This window comes from Sphingomonas sp. SP2, assembly GCF_058313385.1.
Genome location: NZ_JBZFLD010000001.1, coordinates 1,306,920 through 1,326,122 on the forward strand (window position 1 = coordinate 1,306,920; position 19,203 = coordinate 1,326,122).

Here is a 19,203-nt window from a genome sequence, read left to right on the forward strand (position 1 = left end):
GCCCGGAAGCCGCGCTAGGGCGCTCCCTCCAGATCCACGCGGACCCGCCCCATCGACCTTTCCCAGATCCTGCTCGCTGCCCTTGCCGGGATCGTCGGCGGGGCGATGAACGCCATGGCCGGGGGCGGGACCTTCGCCACGCTGCCGGCGCTGATCGCGCTCGGGCTTCCCGCGAACGTCGCCAATGCCACCAGCAACGTCGCCCTGCTTCCCGGAGCCGCCACCAGCGCGTGGACCTTCCGGCGCGAACTTGCGTCCGTTGCAGGCCTCTCGGTCCGCACCCTTGCGGGCCTCACCTTCGCCTTCGGCCTCGTCGGCAGCCTGCTCCTCGTCCTGACGCCGAGCGCGACCTTCGACATCATCATTCCCTGGCTGTTGCTGTTCGCTTTCGTGGTGATGGCCTTCGGCAGCCGCGCCTCGGCCTGGCTCCATGCGCGGGTGACGATCGGCCGTCCGACCCTGCTCGGCGCCCAGGCCCTGCTCGGCATCTATGGCGGCTTTTTCGGCGGCGGGGTGGGGCTCATCACGACCGCGCTCTACGGGCTCCTCGCCAACATCCAGCCGCGCGAGCTGTTCGCGATCCGGACCCTGCTGCTGGCGGTCGCCAACTTCGCCGCGGCCTTCGTCTTCATCGGCTTCGCCTTGGTCTGGTGGCCTGCCTGCCTGCCGATGCTCGCGGGCTCGGTCCTCGGCGGCTGGCTCGGCGCGATGATCGGCAAGCGCCTCTCGCCTGCCCTCATCCGCGGGTGGACCCTCCTGGTCACCGCCGCCACCACGATCGTCTTCTTCGTCCGCGCCTATGGCGGCTGAGCGGCGCCACGGTTGCAAAGTAGGATTTCGCCTGCTTTCCTAACCGAAGCGGTTCGCTGCTACGCTCTTTTCCTCGTCGACTCCCCGTCATGCCGGGTCACGGCATGTCGCCTTGGCGAAGGCCAGAAGAATGGCGAAAAATCGCCGCTTCTGGCCCGAAACCGGGTTCGCGCCGACCGTCGGTCCTGTGTCACTTTCGTGACCCCGACCGATCCCGGCCGGGGCCGCGACTCAGACGTTGAACTTGAAGTGCAGGACGTCGCCGTCCTGGACGACATATTCCTTGCCCTCCTGGCGCAGCTTGCCGGCGTCGCGCGCGCCCGCTTCGCCGCCCAGCGCGACATAATCGTCAAAGGCGATGGTCTCGGCCCGGATGAAGCCGCGCTCGAAGTCCGAGTGGATGACCCCTGCGGCCTGCGGTCCCTTGGCACCCTTCTCGACCGTCCAGGCCCGCGCTTCCTTGGGCCCCACGGTGAAGAAGGTGATGAGGTCGAGCAATTCGTAGCCGGCGCGGATCACGCGTGCGAGGCCGGTCTCCTTGAGGCCCATCTCGCCGAGGAATTCCATCTTCTCGGCCTCGTCCATGCCGGTCAGCTCGGCCTCGATCGCGGCCGAGACGACCACCGCATTGGCGCCCTCGGCCTTGGCCTTCTCGAACACCTTGGCCGACAGTTCGTTGCCGTTCGCCGCATCCTCCTCGTTGACGTTGCAGACGTAGAGCACCGGCTTGGCGGTGATCAGCTGGGCCTGCGCGAACAGCCGCGCTTCCTCCTCGTCCTTGGGCTGGGTCAGGCGGGCCGGCTTGCCCTCGCGCAGGAGGTCGAGCGCCTGGCCGAGCACCGAGGCCGCGATCTTGGCCTCCTTGTCGCCCTGCTGCCCCTTCTTGACGAGATTGGGCACGCGCTTCTCGAGGCTCTCGAGGTCGGACAGCAGCAGCTCGGTCTCGACCACGTCGGCGTCGGCCAGCGGGTCGACCTTGTTGGCGACATGCTGGATGTCGTCATTCTCGAAGCAGCGCAGCACGTGGACGATCGCGTCCACCTCGCGGATGTTGCCGAGGAACTGGTTGCCGAGCCCCTCGCCCTGGCTCGCGCCCTTCACCAGGCCGGCGATGTCGACGAAGCCGAGCTGGGTGGCGATGATCTTGGCCGACTTGGCGATCTCGGCCAGCTTGTCGAGCCGCGGGTCGGGCACCGCGACCTGCCCGACGTTGGGCTCGATCGTGCAGAAGGGATAGTTGGCCGCCTGCGCCGCCTGCGTCTCGGTGAGCGCATTGAAGAGGGTCGATTTGCCGACGTTCGGCAAGCCGACGATGCCGCAGCGGAAGCCCATGGTTCGTCCTTGTGATTTCGGGTTTGCCCGCCCTCTAGCGAGGGATCAGGCGAAATTGAAGCTGACGCTCAGCCGCTCGCCCTTGCCCGTCCCGGGCAGCACCTCGTGGCGCAGCCAGCTTTCCCACAGGAGCAGCTGGCCGGGGGCGGGGTGGACTGTGACGAAGGGCTGGAGCGGCTCGGGCGCGTCGGGGAGCCGGGTCGGGGCGGCCATCATCATCGCCAGCCGCGGATCTTCGAAGCGAATCCCGCCTGAACCCTCGGGCACCTCGACATAGAAAGTGCCGCTGAGGATCGAATGGGGATGAATGTGCGCGCTATGGTGCCCGCCGCCCTTGAGGAGGTTGACCCACAGGCTGTCGAGCTTGGGCTTCACCCCCCAGCCGAGGTCCTTGGCGAAAGCGGCGGCATGGCGTGCGAGGAGCCTGGCGAGATCGGCGAAGACCGGATCGCGGCGGGGAAGGTCGTCGAGCGAAGCGTAGCTCGTATAGCCCTTATAGCCATGCTCCTTCGCCCAGGCCCGGCCCGCCCGGTCGTCGGCGCTGAGCGAGCGGATCGAGTGAGCGAGTTCCTCGAGGTCGAGGTCGAGGGCCGCCTCGTAGAGCGGGGTCGCGAACAGCTGGCGCATCAGCTGTCCTGAAGCCGCATGGCGATATCGTTCATGAAACGGGTGTCGTCGCCGGCAGCGAGAAGCGGGGCCTCGGCGGCGATGGCGGCAAGGAGGTCGGACAAAGGCTCCATCTCGCTCTTGGCATAGTTGCCGAGCACGTGGGGCGTCACCTTGTCCTTGGAGCCGGGGTGCCCGATCCCGATCCGCACCCGGCGAAAGTCGGGGCCGAGTGCGGCGTTGATCGAGCGCAGGCCATTATGCCCTGCGAGGCCGCCGCCGACCCGGACCTTGAGCTTCATCGGGGCAAGGTCGAGCTCGTCATGGAAGACGGTCAGCGCTTCCTCGTCGAGCTTGTAGAAGCGCAGCGCCTGCTGAACAGCGTCGCCACTGTCGTTCATGAAGGTCTGCGGCTTGAGGATGATGAGCTTCTGCCCGCCGACCCGGCCTTCGGAGACGAGGCTCCGGAATTTCTTCTGCCACGGGCCGAAATTGTGGACGGCAGCGATCGCATCGACGGCCATGAAGCCGACATTGTGGCGATGGAGGGCGTATTGAGCGCCGGGATTGCCGAGGCCGGTCCAGATCTGCATCGCGCCGGTCCCCTTCGACTACGCGCTTCGCGCCTCGCCCAGGACAAACGAGCCTGAAGCCGTTCGTCCTGGGCGAAGTCGAAGAACGGTGAGCGAAGGCTTATTCGCCTTCGGTCTCACCCTCGGTGACGGTGGTGTCACCCTCATCGCTCTTCAGCGCCGACGGAGCGACGATGGTGGCGATGGTGAAGTCGCGATCGGTGATGGTCGGGGTCGCACCCTTCGGCAGGTCCACGTTCGAGATGTGGATGCTGTCGCCGACGTCGAGGCCCTTGAGGCTGATCTCGATGTCGTCGGGGATCTCGGCCGCATCGCAGCTGAGCTCGATCTCGTGCTTGACGATGTTGAGCACCGCGCCGCGCTTCACGCCCGGGCTTTCCTCTTCGTCGACGAAGCGCACGGGCACCGCGACGGTGACCTTGCTGTGCTCACCGATGCGCAGGAAGTCCACGTGGACCGGGCGGCTGGTGACGGGGTGGAACTGCACGTCCTTGGGGAGCGTGCGGGTGGTCTTGCCGCCCGCTTCGATCATCACGACCGAGTTCATGAAGTGGCCGGTCGACAGCATCTTGGCGAGGAGCTTTTCCTCGACGTGGATGCTCAGCGGCTCCTGATTGGCGCCATAGACAACGGCGGGGACCCGGCCTTGGGTACGCAGCTCACGGGAGGCTCCCTTGCCAGCCCGGTCGCGCGTCTCGGCGGTCAGCGTCAGCTGTTCGCTCATACGTGCAATTCCTTGAATGAGTTATCGATGCGCTCCCCACGCCTCCAGGGATGACCATGTAGGAGCGGGGGCGCGCATAGCGTGGGCGGGCCCGAATGGCAACTTCGGGCCCGGCCGCGACGGGGCTTACTTCCGTGGGGCCGCCGGCTTCAGCGTCTGGCGGAAGCGGAACAGCTCCTCGCGCTGGACCTCGCCGACCTGGCCGGGATCGAGGTCGAGCATGTCGAACGGCCCGTAGGAGGTTCGGATCAGGCGGCTGACCTGAAGGCCGAGGTGAGCGAGGACGCGGCGGACCTCGCGATTCTTGCCCTCGGTGAGGGCCATCTCGATCCAGCAGTTGCGGCCCGTGCGGCGTTCGAGATTGGCGTCGATCGAGCCGTAGCGGATGCCCTCGATCTCGACGCCTTCGCTCAGTTCCTCGAGCTGTTCCTGGCTGACTTCACCGAAAGCACGCGCACGGTAGCGGCGGACGACCGCCGTCGCTGGCAATTCGAGCTGGCGCTTCAATTCGCCGTCGTTGGTGAGGAGCAGCAGCCCTTCGGTCATATAGTCGAGGCGCCCGACGGGCATGACCCGGGGGAGGCCCGGGGGAAGCCGGTCGTAGATCGTCGGGCGACCCTTGGGGTCGAAGGCGGCGGTAAGGCAGCCGGCGGGCTTGTAGAAGCGCCACAGGCGCGCCGCGGCGGGCGGAGCGACGGGCTTTCCGTCGACCGTCACACCCTTGAGATCCTCGAGCAGGGTCGCGGGCGTGGTCAGGACGTCGCCGTCGAGGGCGATTCGTCCTTCGGCGATCATCCGTTCGATGTCGCGTCGCGACGCCACCCCGGCGCGCGCCAGAAGCTTGGCGATCCGCTGCGGACCGCTCTCTCTTGCTGCGGGCGGGCCACGGTGATTATTATTTTCCGGTCGGCGCGATGGTCGCTGGGGGCCACGTGCGCCCGTCGTTCGTTGCGGGGGCAAAATCTAATTCCTCGAGGATCGCGAATGCTGTTCGGCACACGGGAACGCCACGTCAAGCGCATCCTCATCGTCGAGGACGAACCGCTCGTCGCCTTCGACAATGAAACCATGGTCGAGGCCGCCGGATACACAGTTGTGGCGACTGTGGACACCGTCCGCGACGCACTGGCCGTGCTGGCGCGCGAGGAGGGCGGTGCGCCGGACGCACGCGACCGCGGCGTCGACCTCATCCTTACCGACATCAGCCTCGCCGGAAAGCGTAACGGACTCGACCTTGCCGCCGAGGCCAAGGCGTTCGGCGTGCCGGTGCTGTTCGCAACCGCCAACCCGCCCGAGGACGGGGAGAGCCTCGCGCTCGGCGTGCTTCTGAAGCCCTATAACGAGCGCCGCCTCAAGGCCGCGCTCAAGGCGGTCGATGCGTTGCTGTCGGGCAAGAAGAAGGTGAAGGCGCCCGACGGGGTGATCCTGTTCGAGCCCCCGCTCGCCGCCTGACTTTCAGTCGTCGATGGCCTGTGCGATCAGCCCATGGAAGTCGGCGACCCCGGTTTCGAGCGTGCCGAGGGTGATGTCCTCGATGAGACCGCTCGCCAGCCCCTGATGGCAGAGGGCGGCGGCGCGAAAATCCTCACCGCCGAACGTTCCTTCGTCGAGGAGGGCCCAGCTTTTCGCCCAATGCGCTTCTTCCTCCGCCGTACGCGGCGCGCCGGGGATCAGCATGAGGTCCTCGACCAAGGTTCGGTAGACCGCCTGGGGATAGCAGATGAGGAGGTTCACATAGTCCGGGCTGACGACCAGCACGGCATTGGGGAAGAGGTGGTAGGTGTAGGTCACCGCCCGGCGAAGCTGCCGCCAGTCGTCGAGATCGACCTTGGCGAGATAATCGGCCCGGCCGACCGCGGCGCGCTGGTGCGGGCCGATCCGGTCGGCGACGGTCACGCCGTCAGCGAAGAAGGGGGCAATGGTCGCGGTGTGGAGCCGCTGCACGTGATAGCTTTCGAGGAAGGCGTCGATCACGAGCTTCCAGTTCGCCGCAACCTCGTGCGTGCGCCGGCGGTAGAGGTGGAGGTCGCCGATCCCGAAGGCGTCCATCTCGGGCGCCAGCGGCGCGAGGCTTGAGAAATCCACATCTGGCGACCGGCCGAACCAGATGAGGCCGCCGCTTTCGACCGCCGGGAAGCGGCTGAGGTCATGGTCGGCGGGCTCCAGCCCGGGAAAGCATTCGGGCCTCGGTAAGGCTGCAAGTTGCCCGTCGGGGCGATAGGCCCAGGCATGATAGGGGCAGACGATGCGGGTCGCCGGAACAACGCCGTCCGCCTCGATCAGGCGCGTGCCGCGGTGGCGGCAGACGTTGGCAAGGACGTGCGCGCTCCCGTCGCCATCGCGGCTGAGGATGAGGGGCAGGCCATAGGCATCATGCGCGAGCGCCTGCCGCGGGGCGGGCAGGAGCGCCGAGGGGCCGAGCAGGAGCGGCAGCCGTGCGAACAGCCTGTCCTGTTCGGCGGCGAACCGGGCCTCGTCGAGGTAGAGCGACGCGGGCAGGCGCTTGGTCCCTGTGCCCTGGTCGGCTTCGCCTGCCGCCAGCCGTTCGGCGAGGGCGCGCTGGCCCGGGGTCGGCCTGGTGGAGCGGAGCGGCGCATCCATGCGGCGAAGAGTGCGCCTGCTGCGCCCTTTGCGCAAGGAGCGCGGGAAGCGGCCCGCTCACCCCCTGTTCAGCGCCATTGCGGCTGCTAGGGTCACTGGCAAATTGAAGTGGGGGATCCGAATTTTGGCGAGCGCGGCGGCGACGGAGAATGGAACGGCGGGCGCACCGCCCAAGGGCTGGCGGTTGCTGACGACCGCATTGTCGAACCGCAAGACTGCCGTGATGCTGGCCTTCGGCTTCGGTGCCGGGCTCCCCTACACGTTGCTGATCGGCACGCTCAATGCGTGGCTCGGCGAATGGAAGATCGATCTCGCGACCATCGGCGTCCTGTCGTGGATCGGTCTTGCCTATGCCTTCAAGTTCCTCTGGTCGCCGCTGGTCGACCGCGTGCGGTTGCCCGGGCTCGAGCGGCTTGGCCGGCGGCGCGGCTGGCTGCTGCTCTGCCAGCTGGTGCTGACCCTGACCTTTTTCGGCCTGTCGCTGTCCGATCCGCGCATGGGGCTGGGGACGTTCGCGCTGATCGCGGTGATCGGGGCCTTCGCCTCGGCGACGCAGGACGTGGTGATCGACGCCTGGCGGATCGACGTCGCCGACGCGGCCGCGCCGGTCGAAATCCTCTCCTCCATCTACCAGTTCGGCTACCGGATCGCGGCCCTGATCGGCGGCGCGCTGGCGCTGGTCTTGTCGGTGCGGATGAGCTGGCCGACGGTCTACGCGATCATGGGCGGCTTCATGGCGCTGACCCTGATCGCGACACTCCTCGCGCCCGACACCCCGCGCACCGCCTCGGAGGCGGAGCAGAGCGCGCTTCGCCGGGCGGGCGCGATCTCGCCGAAGCTGCGCAATGTCGGGCTCGCGATCGTCGGGCTCGGCTGGGGCTGGGCGATCTGGACGGTCGGAGCCTTCATGGCGCGGATGCTGGGCGGCGAAGTCGACGCGGCGACGGGCAAGCCCCCGTCGGTGGGCGACTTCACCCGCGACTATGGCCCGCTGATCGTCGCCGCGACCGTGCTGGTGCCGGCGATCGTTGCGGCGGTTTTCAACTGGCTCGCGGCGCGACCGGGCTATGTCCTCGATCATGACGCACCTGCGCAAAGCGGCATGGAGCGCGCCGCCGACCATGCCTATTCGGCGCTGATCCTGCCGCTCGCCGAGCTGGTGAAGCGGCTGGGATGGGGAGTGATCGTCGTCCTCGGGCTGATTCTCAGCTACCGGATCACCGACAATATCTGGGGGAGCTTCGCCTTCCCATTCTATCTCCAGGAGCTGAAATATACCGGGGACGAGGTAGCCTTCGCCTCCAAGATCTTCGGCGTGTTCATGACCATGGCGGGGATTGCGATCGGCGGGATCCTGTTCGCGACCGTGGGGCGGATGCCGACCCTGATGATCGGCGCGATCGTCGCGGCGGCGAGCAACCTTCTCTATGCCGACCTCGCCTCGGGCGCGGCGGGGATCGACGCCTTCGCACGCACCTTCGGGCTCGACACCTTCGGGCATGACCTGCGGATGGTCCGGCTGCTGGTCGCCATCTCGGGCGAGAATATCGCGGGCGGCCTCGCCGGCGCGGCGTTCGTCGCTTACCTGTCGTCGATCACCAGCCGCGAGTTCAGCGCCGTCCAATATGCGCTGCTGTCCTCGCTGACCTTCCTGATCGGCTCGCTGGGGCGTGCGGCCCTGGGCGAGATGATCGACCAGGTCGGCTATGCCCCGGTCTTCTATCTGACCGCCAAGATCGGCCTGGTCGCGATCATCTTCGTCGCGCTCGAATGGATGCGGCAGGCGTGGAGCGGGCGGCGCGGCGGCGCCGGCGACGTCCCGGCGAGCGATGCCGCGCGGGCGGCCGAGGGCGATACCGCCTAGTCGGGCAGCTCGTCGTTGAGCGCGAGGACTTCGCCGGCGAGGTAGAGAGAGCCGGCGACGAGGATCGCCGCGTCGGCAGGGATCGCGGCCAGCGCCTCTCGTACGTCGGCATGAGGCGTTGCGGGCAGCCCGAGGCTGGACGCGATTGCGGCGATGTCCGCGGGCTCAAGCGCGAGGTCGTGGGCAAAGCCGATCGCGTGGACCGCGGCGACGCGGCCGCGGAACGGGGCGAGTAGGCCCGCCGCATCCTTGGTCGACAGGATCCCGGCAACGAGGTGGAGCGGACGGCCGTGGGTGAGGTCCGTGATGCTCTTGGCGAGGACGTCGGCTGCCTGCGGGTTATGGCCGCCATCGAGCCAGACGTCGCGGATGCCGATCAGCGGGCCTGGTTCCAGTTTCTGGAGGCGGGCGGGCCAGCGGACCGTGCACATCGCCTCTGGCATCGCCGCATCCGGAACGGCGAGCTGCTTCTGATGACGAAGCATGGCGATAGCGAGCGCGGCGTTGTCGGCCTGGTGCAGGCCCGGAAGGGCGGGCAGGGGGAGGTCGAGCGCGCCCTGCGCGTCCTGATAGCGAAGCCGGCCATGTTCGACATGACTGTCCCAGGCATCGCCGCGGGCCAGGAGCGGGGCGCCGACGCGTTCGGCGATGGCGCGGACCCTGGCCGCGGCTTCGGCTGGATGCGCGAGCGTGACGAGCGGGACCCCGGGCTTGGCGATCCCCGCTTTCTCGCCCGCGATGGCGGCAAGATCATCGCCCAGCCATTGCTGATGATCGAGCCCGAGGGCGGTTATCCCGGTCACGGCGGGGGAGGCGACCACATTGGTGGCGTCAAGGCGGCCGCCCATGCCGACTTCGAGCACTAGCGCATCGGCGGGGGTCCGGGCGAAGGCGAGGAAGGCAACCGCCGCGGTCGCTTCGAAGAAGCTGGGCGCAAGCCCATCGCTGGCGTCAAGCACTTCGCCGAGGAGCGCGTCGAGCTGCTCGTCGTCGATCAAGGTTCCGGCGAGGCGGATGCGCTCGTTGAAGCGGACGAGGTGGGGCGAGGTGAAGGCGTGGACCTTCAACCCCGCAGCCTCGAGCCCGGCACGAAGAAAGGCGCAGGTCGAGCCCTTGCCGTTGGTGCCGGCGACGTGGAAGACCGGCGGGAGCGTGCGCTCGGGATGCCCGAGGCGTGCCAGGAGGGCCTCGATCCGCTCGAGGCCGAGGCGATCGCCGCCGGGGCTCAGCGCCGCGAGCCGGTCTAGCTGCCGCTGCACGCCCGGATGGTCCGAGCGGGCGCCGTCGGCCATCAGGCGGCCGCCTTCTCCGCCGGCGCCAGATAGTCGACCAGCTTGCCGAGGCGTTCGCGCAGTTCGGCGCGGTGCACCACCATGTCGATCATCCCGTGCTCGAGCAGATACTCGGCGCGCTGGAAGCCTTCCGGAAGCTTCTCGCGGATCGTCTGCTCGATGACACGCTGGCCGGCGAAGCCGATCAGGGCGCCGGGTTCGGCGATCTGGACGTCGCCGAGCATCGCGTAGCTCGCCGTCACGCCGCCGGTGGTGGGGTCGGTCAGCACCACGATGTAGGGAAGGCCCGCCTCGTGCAGCATTTCAAGCGCAACGGTGGTGCGCGGCATCTGCATCAGGCTGAGGATGCCTTCCTGCATGCGGGCGCCGCCGGCGGCGGTGAAGACGATGTAGGGCGCCTTGGCAGCGATCGCGGCCTCGACTCCGGCAACGAAGGCCGAGCCGACTGCAACACCCATCGAGCCGCCCATGAAGGCGAAATCCTGGACCCCGACGATCGCCGTGCGGCCATCGATCGTGCCGCGGGCGTTGAGGAAGGCATCCTTCTGCTCGGTGGTCGTTCGCGCGGCCTTGATGCGGTCGGTGTAGCGCTTGGTATCGCGGAACTTGAGCGGGTCTTCGCGCACGTCGGGGGTGGCGAGCACCTCGAACTTCGACTCGTCGAAGATCTGCTCGAACCGTGTGTGGGCGCGGATCCGGTCATGATGGTCGCAGCGCGGGCAGACCATGAGATTGTCCTCCCACTCCTTGGTGAAGACCATCGAGCCGCACTTCTTGCACTTGTGCCAGAGCGTGTCGGTGGTCTGCCGCTTGGGCAGGAAGCTGATGCTGTTACGAACCCGGCTGAGCCAGCTCATCGGAATACCTCGGAAAATTCAGGCGGTGGCGGTTAGCGCCGGGGTGCCTTCAAGGGAAGCGGCGATCGCGCGGGCGGCCTCGGCCGGGTCGGCGGCGGCGGTGATCGGGCGGCCGATGACCAGCATCGAGGCGCCGCGGTCGAGGGCGTCAGCAGGGGTCAAGACGCGCTTCTGGTCACCGACGTCGCTGCCGGCGGGGCGAAGGCCGGGCACTACGAAATAACCGTCGGGCCAGGCCGAATGCGCTTCGCCGACCTCCGCGCCCGAGCAAACGATCCCGTCGCAGCCCGAGTCCCGCGCCAGCGTCGACAGTCGCGCAACCTGGTCGGCGGGCGATCCGTCGACGCCCGCGTCGGCAAGGTCCGCCGCGTCGAGGCTGGTGAGGACGGTCACCGCGACGACCTTGCAGCCTTGCGGCGCGGCCGCCTTGGCGGCGGTAAGCATTTCGCGTCCGCCCGCGGCGTGAACAGTCAGCACGGCGGGCCTTAGCGGCGCCAGCGCGGCGACGGCCTTGGCGACCGTGTTGGGAATGTCGTGGAGCTTGAGATCGAGGAAGATCGGCAGGCCCAGATCGGCCAGGGTCGCGACGCCCGAAGGACCATTGGCGGTGAAGAATTCCAGGCCGAGCTTCAACCCCGCGACATGCGGCCGGACCTTCTCGGCAAGGTCACGGGCAGTGTCGAGCGAGGGCGTGTCGATCGCAACGAAGATCGGCGAGGTCATGGGCGCGGCTCCGGGTTCGTGACGGGATCGGCGTCGGCGGGCGGCGCGGGCGGATTGGCGACCGACAGGCGGCGCTCGAGCGACCACAGCCGGGCCCGAAGCCAGAGATAGGTGGGCAGGAAGCCGAGGAAGGCGGCGATGAAGACCAGCAGCGGCAGCTTGATGTCCGCCTGCAGGCTTCCCCACAGATTGATGGTGATGTCGGTCCAGTTGTTCCTGGCCATGATCGCAAGGAACACGGCGAGGACGACCCAGAAAAGCGTTCGGAGGAACTGCATGAGGACCGGCTTTTAGGGAGGCTCGCCGGGGAAGGCGAGTCAGTGGTTCATTCGTCGCTGCAGCCTGTCGTCCTGCCGCAGCAGGTGGCGGGGAACGGTTGAGCGGGCATGAAGTCCGTTTCAAGCGGAGGCCGGGGAGGACAAGTCACTGAAGAAGAGCGTCATCGCCGGCGCAGGTGCCGTGCTGTTGATGGCCGGCGCGCTGGCCAGCATTCGCGTGGTAGAGCCGAAGCCGGCCGCCGCGACCGACCAGCTTGCGGCCACGCGTGCGACCAGCCTGCGGCTGGCCAAGGTTCAGCCCGCTGCCCGCCAGCGGATTGATTATGCGCGCCTCGACGCGCGGCTGCGCCAGCTCGTCACCAAGCCGACGATGGTCGGCATGGCGGTGGGGATCGTCGAAAACGGGCGGATCACCTTCCTGTCGGGCTATGGCGAGACCGCCGCGGGTTCGGGCGAGCAGGTGACCCCGGAGACCGTGTTCCGCTGGGCGTCGGTCAGCAAGGGCGTGGCCGCCACCATGGTCGCCAAGCTGGCGCAGGAGGGCAAGATCAACCTCGCGGCGCCCGTCGCCAACTATGCTCCGGGGCTGAAGCTTCCGGCCGGCAACGAATATCGCGCGAGCGTGGCCGACGTGCTGAGCCACCGGCTCGGGCTTTATCGCAACGCGCTCGACAACAAGCTTGAGGAGGGCCAGTCGCCGCAAATGCTCCGGGCCGAGCTCGCGTCGCTCAACGCCATCTGTCCGCCCGACACCTGCTGGTCCTACCAGAATATCGCTTACGACAGCGCCAGCGACATGGTCGCCAAGGCGACCGGCGAGACCTATCAGCAGGCGGTCCAGCAGCGACTGTTCGCTCCGCTCGGCATGAGCAGCGCCAGCCTCACCCGCGAGGGGCTGGTGACCTCGGCGAGCTGGGCCAAGCCGCACAGCGTCGGCCGGCGGCCGCTCGAAGTGCTCGAGCCTTATTATCGCGTTCCTGCGGCGGGCGGGGTCAATAGCAACATCAAGGACATGTCGCTGTGGATGATCGCCCAGATGGGCGGGATGCCGACGGTGCTCGACCAGCGCTTGCTCGGGACGATCCATTCGCGGCTGGTGAAGACACCCGGCGAGCGCGGGCGGATGCGCAAGTTCCTCGAGCGGCTGGGGGACGCCTGGTACGGACTGGGGTGGCGTTCCTATGATTATGCCGGGCACCAGATCGTCGGGCACCGCGGCGGGGTCGCCGGCTATCGCTCGCTGATCCTGTTCGATCCCAAGCTGAAGAGCGGGGTGGTGGCGCTGTGGAACAGCAATACGAGCCAGCCCGGTGGCCTTGAATTCGAGGTCATGGACATGCTCTACGGACTCGAGTTTCGCGACTGGATGGAGCTCGACAAGCGCGGCGCCGCGCCCGAGCCTGCGGCGGAAGACCCGGCCATGACCGGGAGCGGCGACCGCAACTAGCGAAGGCCGCTCTTCCGTTCGACGGAATGGAGCTCGTGCAGCTGCTTGCGGCTTGCGGCCCAGCGAAGAGCCATGCCGCCGATCGAAAACAGCATTCCGACGATGACGACCGGAAGGTGCCAAGCCGGGTCGCCGGGCTTCGGCAGGGCGACAAGGCCGAGCATGACGACGCTGATGATCGAGATGAAGTAACCAATTCCGCGCATCACTTCCCCATGACACATCGATGACAATCGCGGGGGCGGAACATTCCGGCGCGGCTTCCGGTTTCCGGGGCAAGAAGCTTTACCGGAGAAACGATCATGGCCGCCAGCGCACCCGATGCCATCACCCTCCTCAAGGAGGACCACCGCGAGGTAGAGAAGCTGTTCAAGCAGTTCGAGGACACGAGCGGGCCGGCGGCGAAGCGCAAGATCGCCGAGAAGGTCGCGACGGCGCTGATCGTGCACACCCGGATCGAGAACGAAATCTTCTACCCGGCCTGCGAGGGGAAGGTCGACGAGGCCGACCTCAAGGAGGCCTATGTCGAGCATGACGCGGCCAATCTGCTGATCGCCGAAATCCTCGAGAGCGGGAAGGGCGACGAATTTTACGACGCCAAGGTCAAGGTGCTGCAGGAAGAGATCGAGCACCACGTCAAGGAAGAGGAGCGCTGGCTGACCGGGATCTTCAGCCAGGCGAAGAGGCACGGTGTCGACATGGATGCGCTGGGGGTCGAACTGGCCGGCGCCAAGGCGCGCTACGAGGGCGAGATCGCCAAGGACGGGCCGGAGATCCACCTCGCCGCCTTGAAGAAGACCAAGCTGGCGACGGCGTGAGGCACAAGAGGGTCGTCCCGGCCCGACCGGGACGACCGCTCGCTCAGACGTGCGCGGAGAGGAATTTCTCGAGTTCGTTGCAGCCGCCGATGGTCTCGCCGTCGACGATGATCAGCGGCGTGGTGCTGAGGTTGTGCTCGGCCTTGAAGGCGTCGACTTCGTCGCGGCTGGTGAGCTGGCGCTCCTCGACCTCAAAGCCATTTTCGTTGAGCAGGTCGAGGGCGCGGCGGCCGAACGGACATTCGTGATCGGGCAGGACCATCCGGGTGATCTGGGCGCTGGGCATGGGGAAATTCTCCTGGTTTGCTGCAATCCGGAGCGCCCCAGAAACAAGCTTGTTCCAGCAATGGCGCTTTGTTCGTTAAACGACTAAGGGGGCGCCCATGCCCCATCACCATCTCCCCGCCGCCCTTGCGCGAGCCCTTGACGCGCGCGGCTACGACACGCTGACCGAAGTCCAGACCGCCGTCTCGCAACCGGAGGTCGCCGGCCGCGACCTCGTCGTCTCCGCCCGCACCGGTTCGGGCAAGACCGTCGCCTTCGGGCTCGCCATGGCCGGCGAGTTGCTTGGCGAGGCCGAACAACTGCCGTTCGCGGTCGCCCCGCTGGCGCTGGTCATCGCCCCGACTCGCGAGCTTGCGCTGCAGGTCTCGAACGAGCTCACCTGGCTTTACGCCGACGCCAAGGGACGGGTGGTCACCTGCGTTGGTGGCATGGATCCGATCAAGGAGCGCCGCGCGCTGCAGGGCGGCACGCATATCGTGGTCGGCACCCCGGGCCGCCTTCGCGACCATCTCGAGCGCGGCGCGCTCGACCTTTCCGCGCTCCGGGTCGTCGTGCTCGACGAAGCCGACGAGATGCTCGACATGGGCTTTCGCGAGGAGCTCGAGGAAATCCTCGACGCGACCCCCGACGAGCGCCGGACCCTGCTCTTCTCGGCCACCATGCCGCGGCCGATCGTGGCGCTGGCCAAGCGCTACCAGAAGAATTCGATGCGGGTGGAGACGCTCAGCAACGATGCCGGTCACGGCGACATCTCCTACCAGGCGGTGACCGTCCGGCCGACCGACATCGAGCATGCGGTGGTCAATCTGCTGCGCTTCCACGATGCCGAGACGGCAATCCTGTTCTGTGCGACGCGCGAGGCGGTTCGGCGACTGCACGGCAGCCTCGCCGAGCGTGGCTTCGAGGCGGTATCCCTGTCGGGCGAGCATAGCCAGGCGGACCGCAACCGCGCGCTCCAGGCACTTCGCGACGGCCGCGCGCGCGTGCTGGTCGCCACCGACGTCGCCGCGCGCGGCATCGATCTTCCGGGCGTCAGCCTCGTCATCCACGTCGAATTGCCCCGTGACGCCGAGGCGCTTCAGCATCGCTCCGGCCGGACCGGGCGCGCGGGCCGGAAGGGCGTCGCGGTCCTCATCGTGCCGAACATGCGCCGCCGCCGGATCGAAGGGATGCTGCGGCTCGCCCGCATCCCCGTCGAATGGACCAATGTCCCCACCGCCGAGCAGATCCGCGACCAGGACCGCGCCCGGCTGCTTGCCCAGTTCGACGAGCCGGTGCCGCAGGAGGAAGGCGACGCCAACCTCGCTGCCGCCTTGCTTGACCGTCTCGGGCCACAGGGCGTTGCCCAGGCGCTGGTGGCCAGGCTCATGGCCGACCTTCCCGCGCCCGAGGACCTGCTCGACGGGCCTGCCGACGAAGGCCGTCCGCAGCATGGCGGATTCCAGGATTCGGGCTGGTTCCGGATCAACGCCGGTCGCCGACAGGGTGGTGACCCGAAGTGGCTGCTTCCGCTGATTTGCCGGATCGGGCACGTCAACCGCAGCGAGATCGGCGCGATCAAGGTGGCCGCGACCGACAGCTATTTCGAGGTGAGCGGTCGCGCCTTGCCCAATTTCGTCAAGGCGATGCGCCGGAACAGCGCGGCGATGGCGCAGGACGGGATCCTGGTCGAGCCGAGCACGAGCCCCGACGAGCATCATGCGGCCGGTGGCGGTCCGCCGAAGCCCCGGCAGCACCGTAAGGGTCCAGCTCCGCGCAGCTAGGCGTCGGGAAGCGACACGAAGCTGTCGAGGACCCGCTTGCGGCCGGAATGCTCGAAGTCGATCTCGAGCTTGTTGCCTTCGATGAGGGCGATGGTGCCGTAGCCGAACTTGCCGTGAAACACGCGCTGGCCCTGGGCAAGGTCATCGCGACCCTTGTTGCCGAGGCTGACGGCCGAGGCGCGAGCTTCGACGACTCGCTGCGGAGCGGTCGTGAACGTCTGCGCCGCACGGCCCCAGCCCGGACCCCGCGTGACGGCGCGATCGGGACGCTGGGTCGCGACATGGGCGAAGGGATCGCCGCGCTCGCTCCACTGCGCCCGCCACAGCGACTCGCCGCCGCTCATGGTGGTTTCCTCGTCGACATGCTCCTTGGGAAGCTCGGCGACGAAGCGGCTGGGGATGGAGGAGGTCCACTGGCCATAGATGCGGCGATTGGCGGCATGGATGATCGTCGCCTTCTCGCGCGCCCGGGTAATGGCGACGTAGGCAAGGCGGCGCTCTTCTTCGAGTGAGGCAGTGCCGCCCTCGTCGAGCGCGCGCTGCGAGGGGAAGACGCCTTCCTCCCAGCCGGCGAGATAGACGATCGGGAATTCGAGCCCCTTGGCGGCATGGATCGTCATGATCGTGACCTTGTCGCCACTCTTGTCGGCGTCATTGTCCATGACGAGGCTGACATGCTCGAGGAAGGCCGGGAGGCTTTCATATTCCTCCATCGCGCGGGTCAGCTCGGCGAGGTTCTCGAGCCGACCGGAGGCCTCGGCCGTGCGCTCGGCCTGAAGCATGGCGGTATAGCCGGATTCGTCGAGCAACTGGCGGGCGAGTTCGGCATGGGTGGGCGGTTCGTGCGGGGCTTTCACCTGGTCGGCGGCGGCGAGATGCATCTGGCGCCAGCGGGCGAGGTCGCCGACGAAGCGGCCGAGGCTGCGGCGGGCCTGCGGGGTGAGCTCGTCAGAGTCCAGCATCTGCGCGGCGGCCAGAAGCAGCGGCAGCCCGGCGGCGCGGGCATAGCGGTGGATGGTCGCGATCGCCTTGTCGCCGAGCCCGCGCTTGGGCGTGTTGACGATCCGCTCGAAGGCGAGGTCGTCGGCGGGGCTCTGGACGAGGCGCAGGTAGGCGAGGGCATCGCGGATTTCGGCGCGCTCGTAGAAGCGGAAGCCGCCGACGATCTGGTAGGAGAGGCCGATCGCGATGAAGCGCTCTTCGAACTCGCGGGTCTGGAACTGGGCGCGGACGAGGATGGCGACGTCGGCGAGCTTGCCGCCGCGGATCTGATGGCTCTCGATCTCCTCGCCGACCCGGCGGGCCTCCTCGGGGCCGTCCCAGACGCCGATCACCTTGACCTTCTCACCCGCGTCAATCTCGGTCCACAATTCCTTGCCGAGGCGGCCCGAATTGTTGGCGATGAGGCCCGAGGCTGCGCCGAGGATATGGGGGGTCGAACGATAATTCTGTTCGAGCCGGATGACCGCGGCGCCCGCAAATTCGCGCTCGAAGCGGAGGATGTTTGCGACCTCCGCTCCGCGCCACGAATAGATGGACTGGTCGTCGTCGCCGACGCAGCAGATGTTGCGGCGCGGTTCGGCGAGCAATTTCAGCCACTCATACTGGACCGCGTTGGTGTCCTGATATTCGTCGACCAGCAGATATTTGAAGCGGGTCCGATAGCGCTCCAGCACGTCCGCGTGGGTGCGGAAGATGACCAGCATGTGGAGCAGGAGGTCGCCAAAGTCGCAGGCATTCAGGGCGAGCAGGCGCTTCTGATACTGGTCGTAGAGGTCGCCGCCGCGGCCATTGGCGAAGGCTTCCGAATCGCCGGCGTCGATCTGGTCGGGGGTAAGGCCCTTGTTCTTCCACTTGTCGATCAGCCCGGCGAGCTGTCGCGCGGGCCAGCGCTTCTCGTCCAGCTCGGCGGCAACGATCAGCTGCTTCAGCAGGCGCAACTGGTCGTCGGTGTCGAGAATGGTGAAATTGCTCTGCAGCCCGGCGAGCTCGGCATGGATCCGGAGCATCTTGGCGGCGATCGAATGGAAGGTGCCGAGCCAGGGCATGCCCTCGATCGCCCCGCCGCTGATGCGCGAGACCCGCTCGCGCATCTCGCGCGCGGCCTTGTTGGTGAAGGTGACGGCGAGGATCTCGCTCGGCCAGGCGCGGCGGGTGGCGATCAGATGCGCGAGCCTAGCAGTAAGCGCCGCCGTCTTGCCGGTCCCCGCGCCCGCCAGCACCAACACCGGCCCCTCGGTCGTCAGCACAGCTTCGCGCTGGGGCGCGTTCAGGCCGGCAAGATAGGACGGCTCAGGATTAAGGGGAGCGGATTCGGACACTCGAGACAGTTAGGGTGAGGAGAACGGAACGGCAACAGCGGGGGCTTGGAACGGTAAAACGGCTTTCTCCCGATTTCCCCGTTATCCACAGGCATCACGCTGCCGATTATGCTTTGTGCGACTCGGTTTTGGAGTCATCTTCATCAGGTGATCGGGGGGCAACGGCCTCTCCTTCCGGGAAGCCCGCAAGGGTCCGAACGGCAAGGGAAGAACGGGAACTCCGATCTCCGCCGGCAAGGCGATGGAGTGGAATTGGTTTCGTGAAGGTCGGGCTTCCCCAGGACGCCTGACGCGATCGGACCGAGGATCTCCGGAGCGAAGCCGGCAAGAGGCGCCGGAAGAGATGGTCATCTCACCGCCGCAGGCCGGACAGGCTCGCAAGAGCAGGTCGGGGCAGCGCGAGTGATGATTGTCCCAAGAAGGGCCGCGAACGGACGGACGGTGGCGGATTGGAGAAGAGCCTGGCTTGCCAGGAACGATCCAGGAAGCAGGTGCCGAACCAGTCGGACGCATGAGGCGGAGGTGCTCGCAAGGGGACCGAAGCGGCAAGCGGAGGAGTGGAGCGGAACCGCCGCGAGGAACGGCAGCATGTCGAGGGTCTTCGGACCGGAGACGCGGTCGGGAGGCGTGGCAGAGCCAGGACGGAGCGAGCAGGGCCGAAAGGCGCTGGTCGGGACGGACTGGGGAAGAGTTCGGATGACCGGACAGCCGATCGGGACCGACGCGACGCCTGAGCGGGCGCGCAAGGATCGGGATGGAAGAGAGCCTCGTTCTTCGGAACGGAATTCTCGGACAGAGCGAACACCGGCAGACCCAGTCTCGGCGCAGTGGGGCTCGGCAGCAATGCCGGGCCCCATTTCTCGTTCGGGCCCATGTCTCCGCTGCGGCG

At 67.6% G+C, this 19,203-nt stretch carries 19 protein-coding genes; 6 read left to right on the forward strand and 13 right to left on the reverse strand.

Translation table 11 applies throughout. The features are described from left to right. The first annotated feature begins 90 nt into the window (after nucleotides 1-90). Nucleotides 91-810, forward strand: coding sequence for a sulfite exporter TauE/SafE family protein (locus AC4GYU_RS06670; protein ID WP_491086891.1), 720 nt, complete (start codon nucleotides 91-93; stop codon nucleotides 808-810). Nucleotides 811-1,041: 231 nt separating this feature from the next. Here AC4GYU_RS06670 and ychF read toward each other — a convergent pair whose 3' ends face one another. The 5 genes from ychF to AC4GYU_RS06695 form a co-directional block, all read right to left on the reverse strand. Beyond that, nucleotides 1,042-2,142, reverse strand: coding sequence for a redox-regulated ATPase YchF (gene ychF / locus AC4GYU_RS06675; protein WP_491086112.1), 1,101 nt, complete (start codon nucleotides 2,140-2,142; stop codon nucleotides 1,042-1,044). A 45-nt stretch (nucleotides 2,143-2,187) separates the two neighbouring features. Further along, the gene (locus AC4GYU_RS06680) at nucleotides 2,188-2,769 is read right to left on the reverse strand and encodes a TIGR02466 family protein (RefSeq protein ID WP_491086113.1); all 582 of its coding nucleotides are present in this window, start codon (nucleotides 2,767-2,769) and stop codon (nucleotides 2,188-2,190) included. Continuing rightward, a complete protein-coding gene (pth, locus tag AC4GYU_RS06685) occupies nucleotides 2,769-3,341 on the reverse strand; it encodes an aminoacyl-tRNA hydrolase (RefSeq protein ID WP_491086114.1) in 573 nt (190 codons plus the stop codon). Before pth ends, AC4GYU_RS06680 begins: the two co-directional genes overlap by 1 nt. 100 nt (nucleotides 3,342-3,441) lie before the next feature. Next, on the reverse strand, nucleotides 3,442-4,065 hold the full coding sequence (locus AC4GYU_RS06690) for a 50S ribosomal protein L25/general stress protein Ctc (protein ID WP_491086115.1): 624 nt from the start codon (nucleotides 4,063-4,065) through the stop codon (nucleotides 3,442-3,444). 126 nt (nucleotides 4,066-4,191) lie between these two features. Further along, nucleotides 4,192-5,028 (reverse strand): pseudouridine synthase, encoded by an 837-nt coding sequence (locus AC4GYU_RS06695; protein WP_491086892.1) that lies wholly within the window; start codon nucleotides 5,026-5,028, stop codon nucleotides 4,192-4,194. Nucleotides 5,029-5,049: 21 nt separating this feature from the next. Here AC4GYU_RS06695 and AC4GYU_RS06700 point away from each other — a divergent pair, with 21 nt between their 5' ends. Then, entirely contained in the window at nucleotides 5,050-5,517 is a 468-nt protein-coding gene (locus AC4GYU_RS06700) for a response regulator (RefSeq protein ID WP_491086116.1), read from the forward strand. Between the two features lie 3 nt (nucleotides 5,518-5,520). Here the strand turns inward: AC4GYU_RS06700 and AC4GYU_RS06705 are convergent, their stop codons facing one another. Beyond that, a complete protein-coding gene (locus AC4GYU_RS06705; RefSeq protein ID WP_491086117.1) occupies nucleotides 5,521-6,666 on the reverse strand; it encodes an aromatic ring-hydroxylating oxygenase subunit alpha in 1,146 nt (381 codons plus the stop codon). A 124-nt stretch (nucleotides 6,667-6,790) separates the two neighbouring features. Between AC4GYU_RS06705 and AC4GYU_RS06710 the strand changes: the two genes are divergently transcribed. After that, nucleotides 6,791-8,530, forward strand: a complete 1,740-nt coding sequence (locus AC4GYU_RS06710; RefSeq protein ID WP_491086118.1) for an AmpG family muropeptide MFS transporter — start codon at nucleotides 6,791-6,793, stop codon at nucleotides 8,528-8,530. On the opposite strand, the gene AC4GYU_RS06715 is transcribed toward AC4GYU_RS06710, so the two are convergent. Genes AC4GYU_RS06715 through AC4GYU_RS06730 form a run of 4 tightly spaced genes read right to left on the reverse strand, consistent with a single transcriptional unit; the run spans nucleotide 8,527 to nucleotide 11,680 of the window. Then, nucleotides 8,527-9,822, reverse strand: coding sequence for a bifunctional folylpolyglutamate synthase/dihydrofolate synthase (locus AC4GYU_RS06715; RefSeq protein WP_491086119.1), 1,296 nt, complete (start codon nucleotides 9,820-9,822; stop codon nucleotides 8,527-8,529). The genes AC4GYU_RS06710 and AC4GYU_RS06715 overlap by 4 nt on opposite strands. After that, nucleotides 9,822-10,679, reverse strand: coding sequence for an acetyl-CoA carboxylase, carboxyltransferase subunit beta (gene accD, locus AC4GYU_RS06720; RefSeq protein WP_491086120.1), 858 nt, complete (start codon nucleotides 10,677-10,679; stop codon nucleotides 9,822-9,824). The genes AC4GYU_RS06715 and accD overlap by 1 nt, the downstream gene beginning before the upstream one ends. Before the next feature lie 18 nt (nucleotides 10,680-10,697). Continuing rightward, nucleotides 10,698-11,402, reverse strand: a complete 705-nt coding sequence (gene pyrF, locus AC4GYU_RS06725) for an orotidine-5'-phosphate decarboxylase (protein ID WP_491086121.1) — start codon at nucleotides 11,400-11,402, stop codon at nucleotides 10,698-10,700. Then, nucleotides 11,399-11,680 (reverse strand): hypothetical protein, encoded by a 282-nt coding sequence (locus tag AC4GYU_RS06730; protein ID WP_491086122.1) that lies wholly within the window; start codon nucleotides 11,678-11,680, stop codon nucleotides 11,399-11,401. The genes pyrF and AC4GYU_RS06730 overlap by 4 nt, the downstream gene beginning before the upstream one ends. A gap of 190 nt (nucleotides 11,681-11,870) precedes the next feature. Between AC4GYU_RS06730 and AC4GYU_RS06735 the strand changes: the two genes are divergently transcribed. Beyond that, nucleotides 11,871-13,127, forward strand: coding sequence for a serine hydrolase domain-containing protein (locus tag AC4GYU_RS06735; protein WP_491086893.1), 1,257 nt, complete (start codon nucleotides 11,871-11,873; stop codon nucleotides 13,125-13,127). On the opposite strand, the gene AC4GYU_RS06740 is transcribed toward AC4GYU_RS06735, so the two are convergent. After that, nucleotides 13,124-13,333 carry a hypothetical protein gene (locus AC4GYU_RS06740; protein WP_491086123.1) on the reverse strand — a complete coding sequence of 70 codons (210 nt, stop codon included), beginning with the start codon at nucleotides 13,331-13,333 and terminating at the stop codon, nucleotides 13,124-13,126. The genes AC4GYU_RS06735 and AC4GYU_RS06740 overlap by 4 nt on opposite strands. Before the next feature lie 96 nt (nucleotides 13,334-13,429). Between AC4GYU_RS06740 and AC4GYU_RS06745 the strand changes: the two genes are divergently transcribed. Further along, a complete protein-coding gene (locus AC4GYU_RS06745) occupies nucleotides 13,430-13,945 on the forward strand; it encodes a hemerythrin domain-containing protein (protein WP_491086124.1) in 516 nt (171 codons plus the stop codon). Nucleotides 13,946-13,988: 43 nt separating this feature from the next. Here the strand turns inward: AC4GYU_RS06745 and AC4GYU_RS06750 are convergent, their stop codons facing one another. Next, nucleotides 13,989-14,231 (reverse strand): glutaredoxin domain-containing protein, encoded by a 243-nt coding sequence (locus AC4GYU_RS06750; protein WP_491086125.1) that lies wholly within the window; start codon nucleotides 14,229-14,231, stop codon nucleotides 13,989-13,991. A 97-nt stretch (nucleotides 14,232-14,328) separates the two neighbouring features. On the opposite strand from AC4GYU_RS06750, the gene AC4GYU_RS06755 reads away from it, so the two are divergent. Beyond that, nucleotides 14,329-15,993 carry a DEAD/DEAH box helicase gene (locus tag AC4GYU_RS06755; RefSeq protein WP_491086126.1) on the forward strand — a complete coding sequence of 555 codons (1,665 nt, stop codon included), beginning with the start codon at nucleotides 14,329-14,331 and terminating at the stop codon, nucleotides 15,991-15,993. Here AC4GYU_RS06755 and AC4GYU_RS06760 read toward each other — a convergent pair. Beyond that, on the reverse strand, nucleotides 15,990-18,314 hold the full coding sequence (locus AC4GYU_RS06760) for an ATP-dependent helicase (RefSeq protein WP_491086127.1): 2,325 nt from the start codon (nucleotides 18,312-18,314) through the stop codon (nucleotides 15,990-15,992). The genes AC4GYU_RS06755 and AC4GYU_RS06760 overlap by 4 nt on opposite strands. Nucleotides 18,315-19,203: the final 889 nt, after the last annotated feature.

Coding starts and splice junctions, on each gene's coding strand:
- AC4GYU_RS06680 (WP_491086113.1), bottom strand. CDS start 2,769: ATGCGCCAGCTGTTCGCGACCCCGCTCTACGAGGCGGCCCTCGACCTC.
- AC4GYU_RS06735 (WP_491086893.1), top strand. CDS start 11,871: ATGGCCGGCGCGCTGGCCAGCATTCGCGTGGTAGAGCCGAAGCCGGCC.
- AC4GYU_RS06740 (WP_491086123.1), bottom strand. CDS start 13,333: ATGCGCGGAATTGGTTACTTCATCTCGATCATCAGCGTCGTCATGCTC.
- pth (WP_491086114.1), bottom strand. CDS start 3,341: ATGCAGATCTGGACCGGCCTCGGCAATCCCGGCGCTCAATACGCCCTC.
- AC4GYU_RS06690 (WP_491086115.1), bottom strand. CDS start 4,065: ATGAGCGAACAGCTGACGCTGACCGCCGAGACGCGCGACCGGGCTGGC.
- AC4GYU_RS06700 (WP_491086116.1), top strand. CDS start 5,050: ATGCTGTTCGGCACACGGGAACGCCACGTCAAGCGCATCCTCATCGTC.
- AC4GYU_RS06750 (WP_491086125.1), bottom strand. CDS start 14,231: ATGCCCAGCGCCCAGATCACCCGGATGGTCCTGCCCGATCACGAATGT.
- pyrF (WP_491086121.1), bottom strand. CDS start 11,402: ATGACCTCGCCGATCTTCGTTGCGATCGACACGCCCTCGCTCGACACT.
- ychF (WP_491086112.1), bottom strand. CDS start 2,142: ATGGGCTTCCGCTGCGGCATCGTCGGCTTGCCGAACGTCGGCAAATCG.
- AC4GYU_RS06715 (WP_491086119.1), bottom strand. CDS start 9,822: ATGGCCGACGGCGCCCGCTCGGACCATCCGGGCGTGCAGCGGCAGCTA.
- accD (WP_491086120.1), bottom strand. CDS start 10,679: ATGAGCTGGCTCAGCCGGGTTCGTAACAGCATCAGCTTCCTGCCCAAG.
- AC4GYU_RS06705 (WP_491086117.1), bottom strand. CDS start 6,666: ATGGATGCGCCGCTCCGCTCCACCAGGCCGACCCCGGGCCAGCGCGCC.
- AC4GYU_RS06745 (WP_491086124.1), top strand. CDS start 13,430: ATGGCCGCCAGCGCACCCGATGCCATCACCCTCCTCAAGGAGGACCAC.
- AC4GYU_RS06730 (WP_491086122.1), bottom strand. CDS start 11,680: ATGCAGTTCCTCCGAACGCTTTTCTGGGTCGTCCTCGCCGTGTTCCTT.
- AC4GYU_RS06755 (WP_491086126.1), top strand. CDS start 14,329: ATGCCCCATCACCATCTCCCCGCCGCCCTTGCGCGAGCCCTTGACGCG.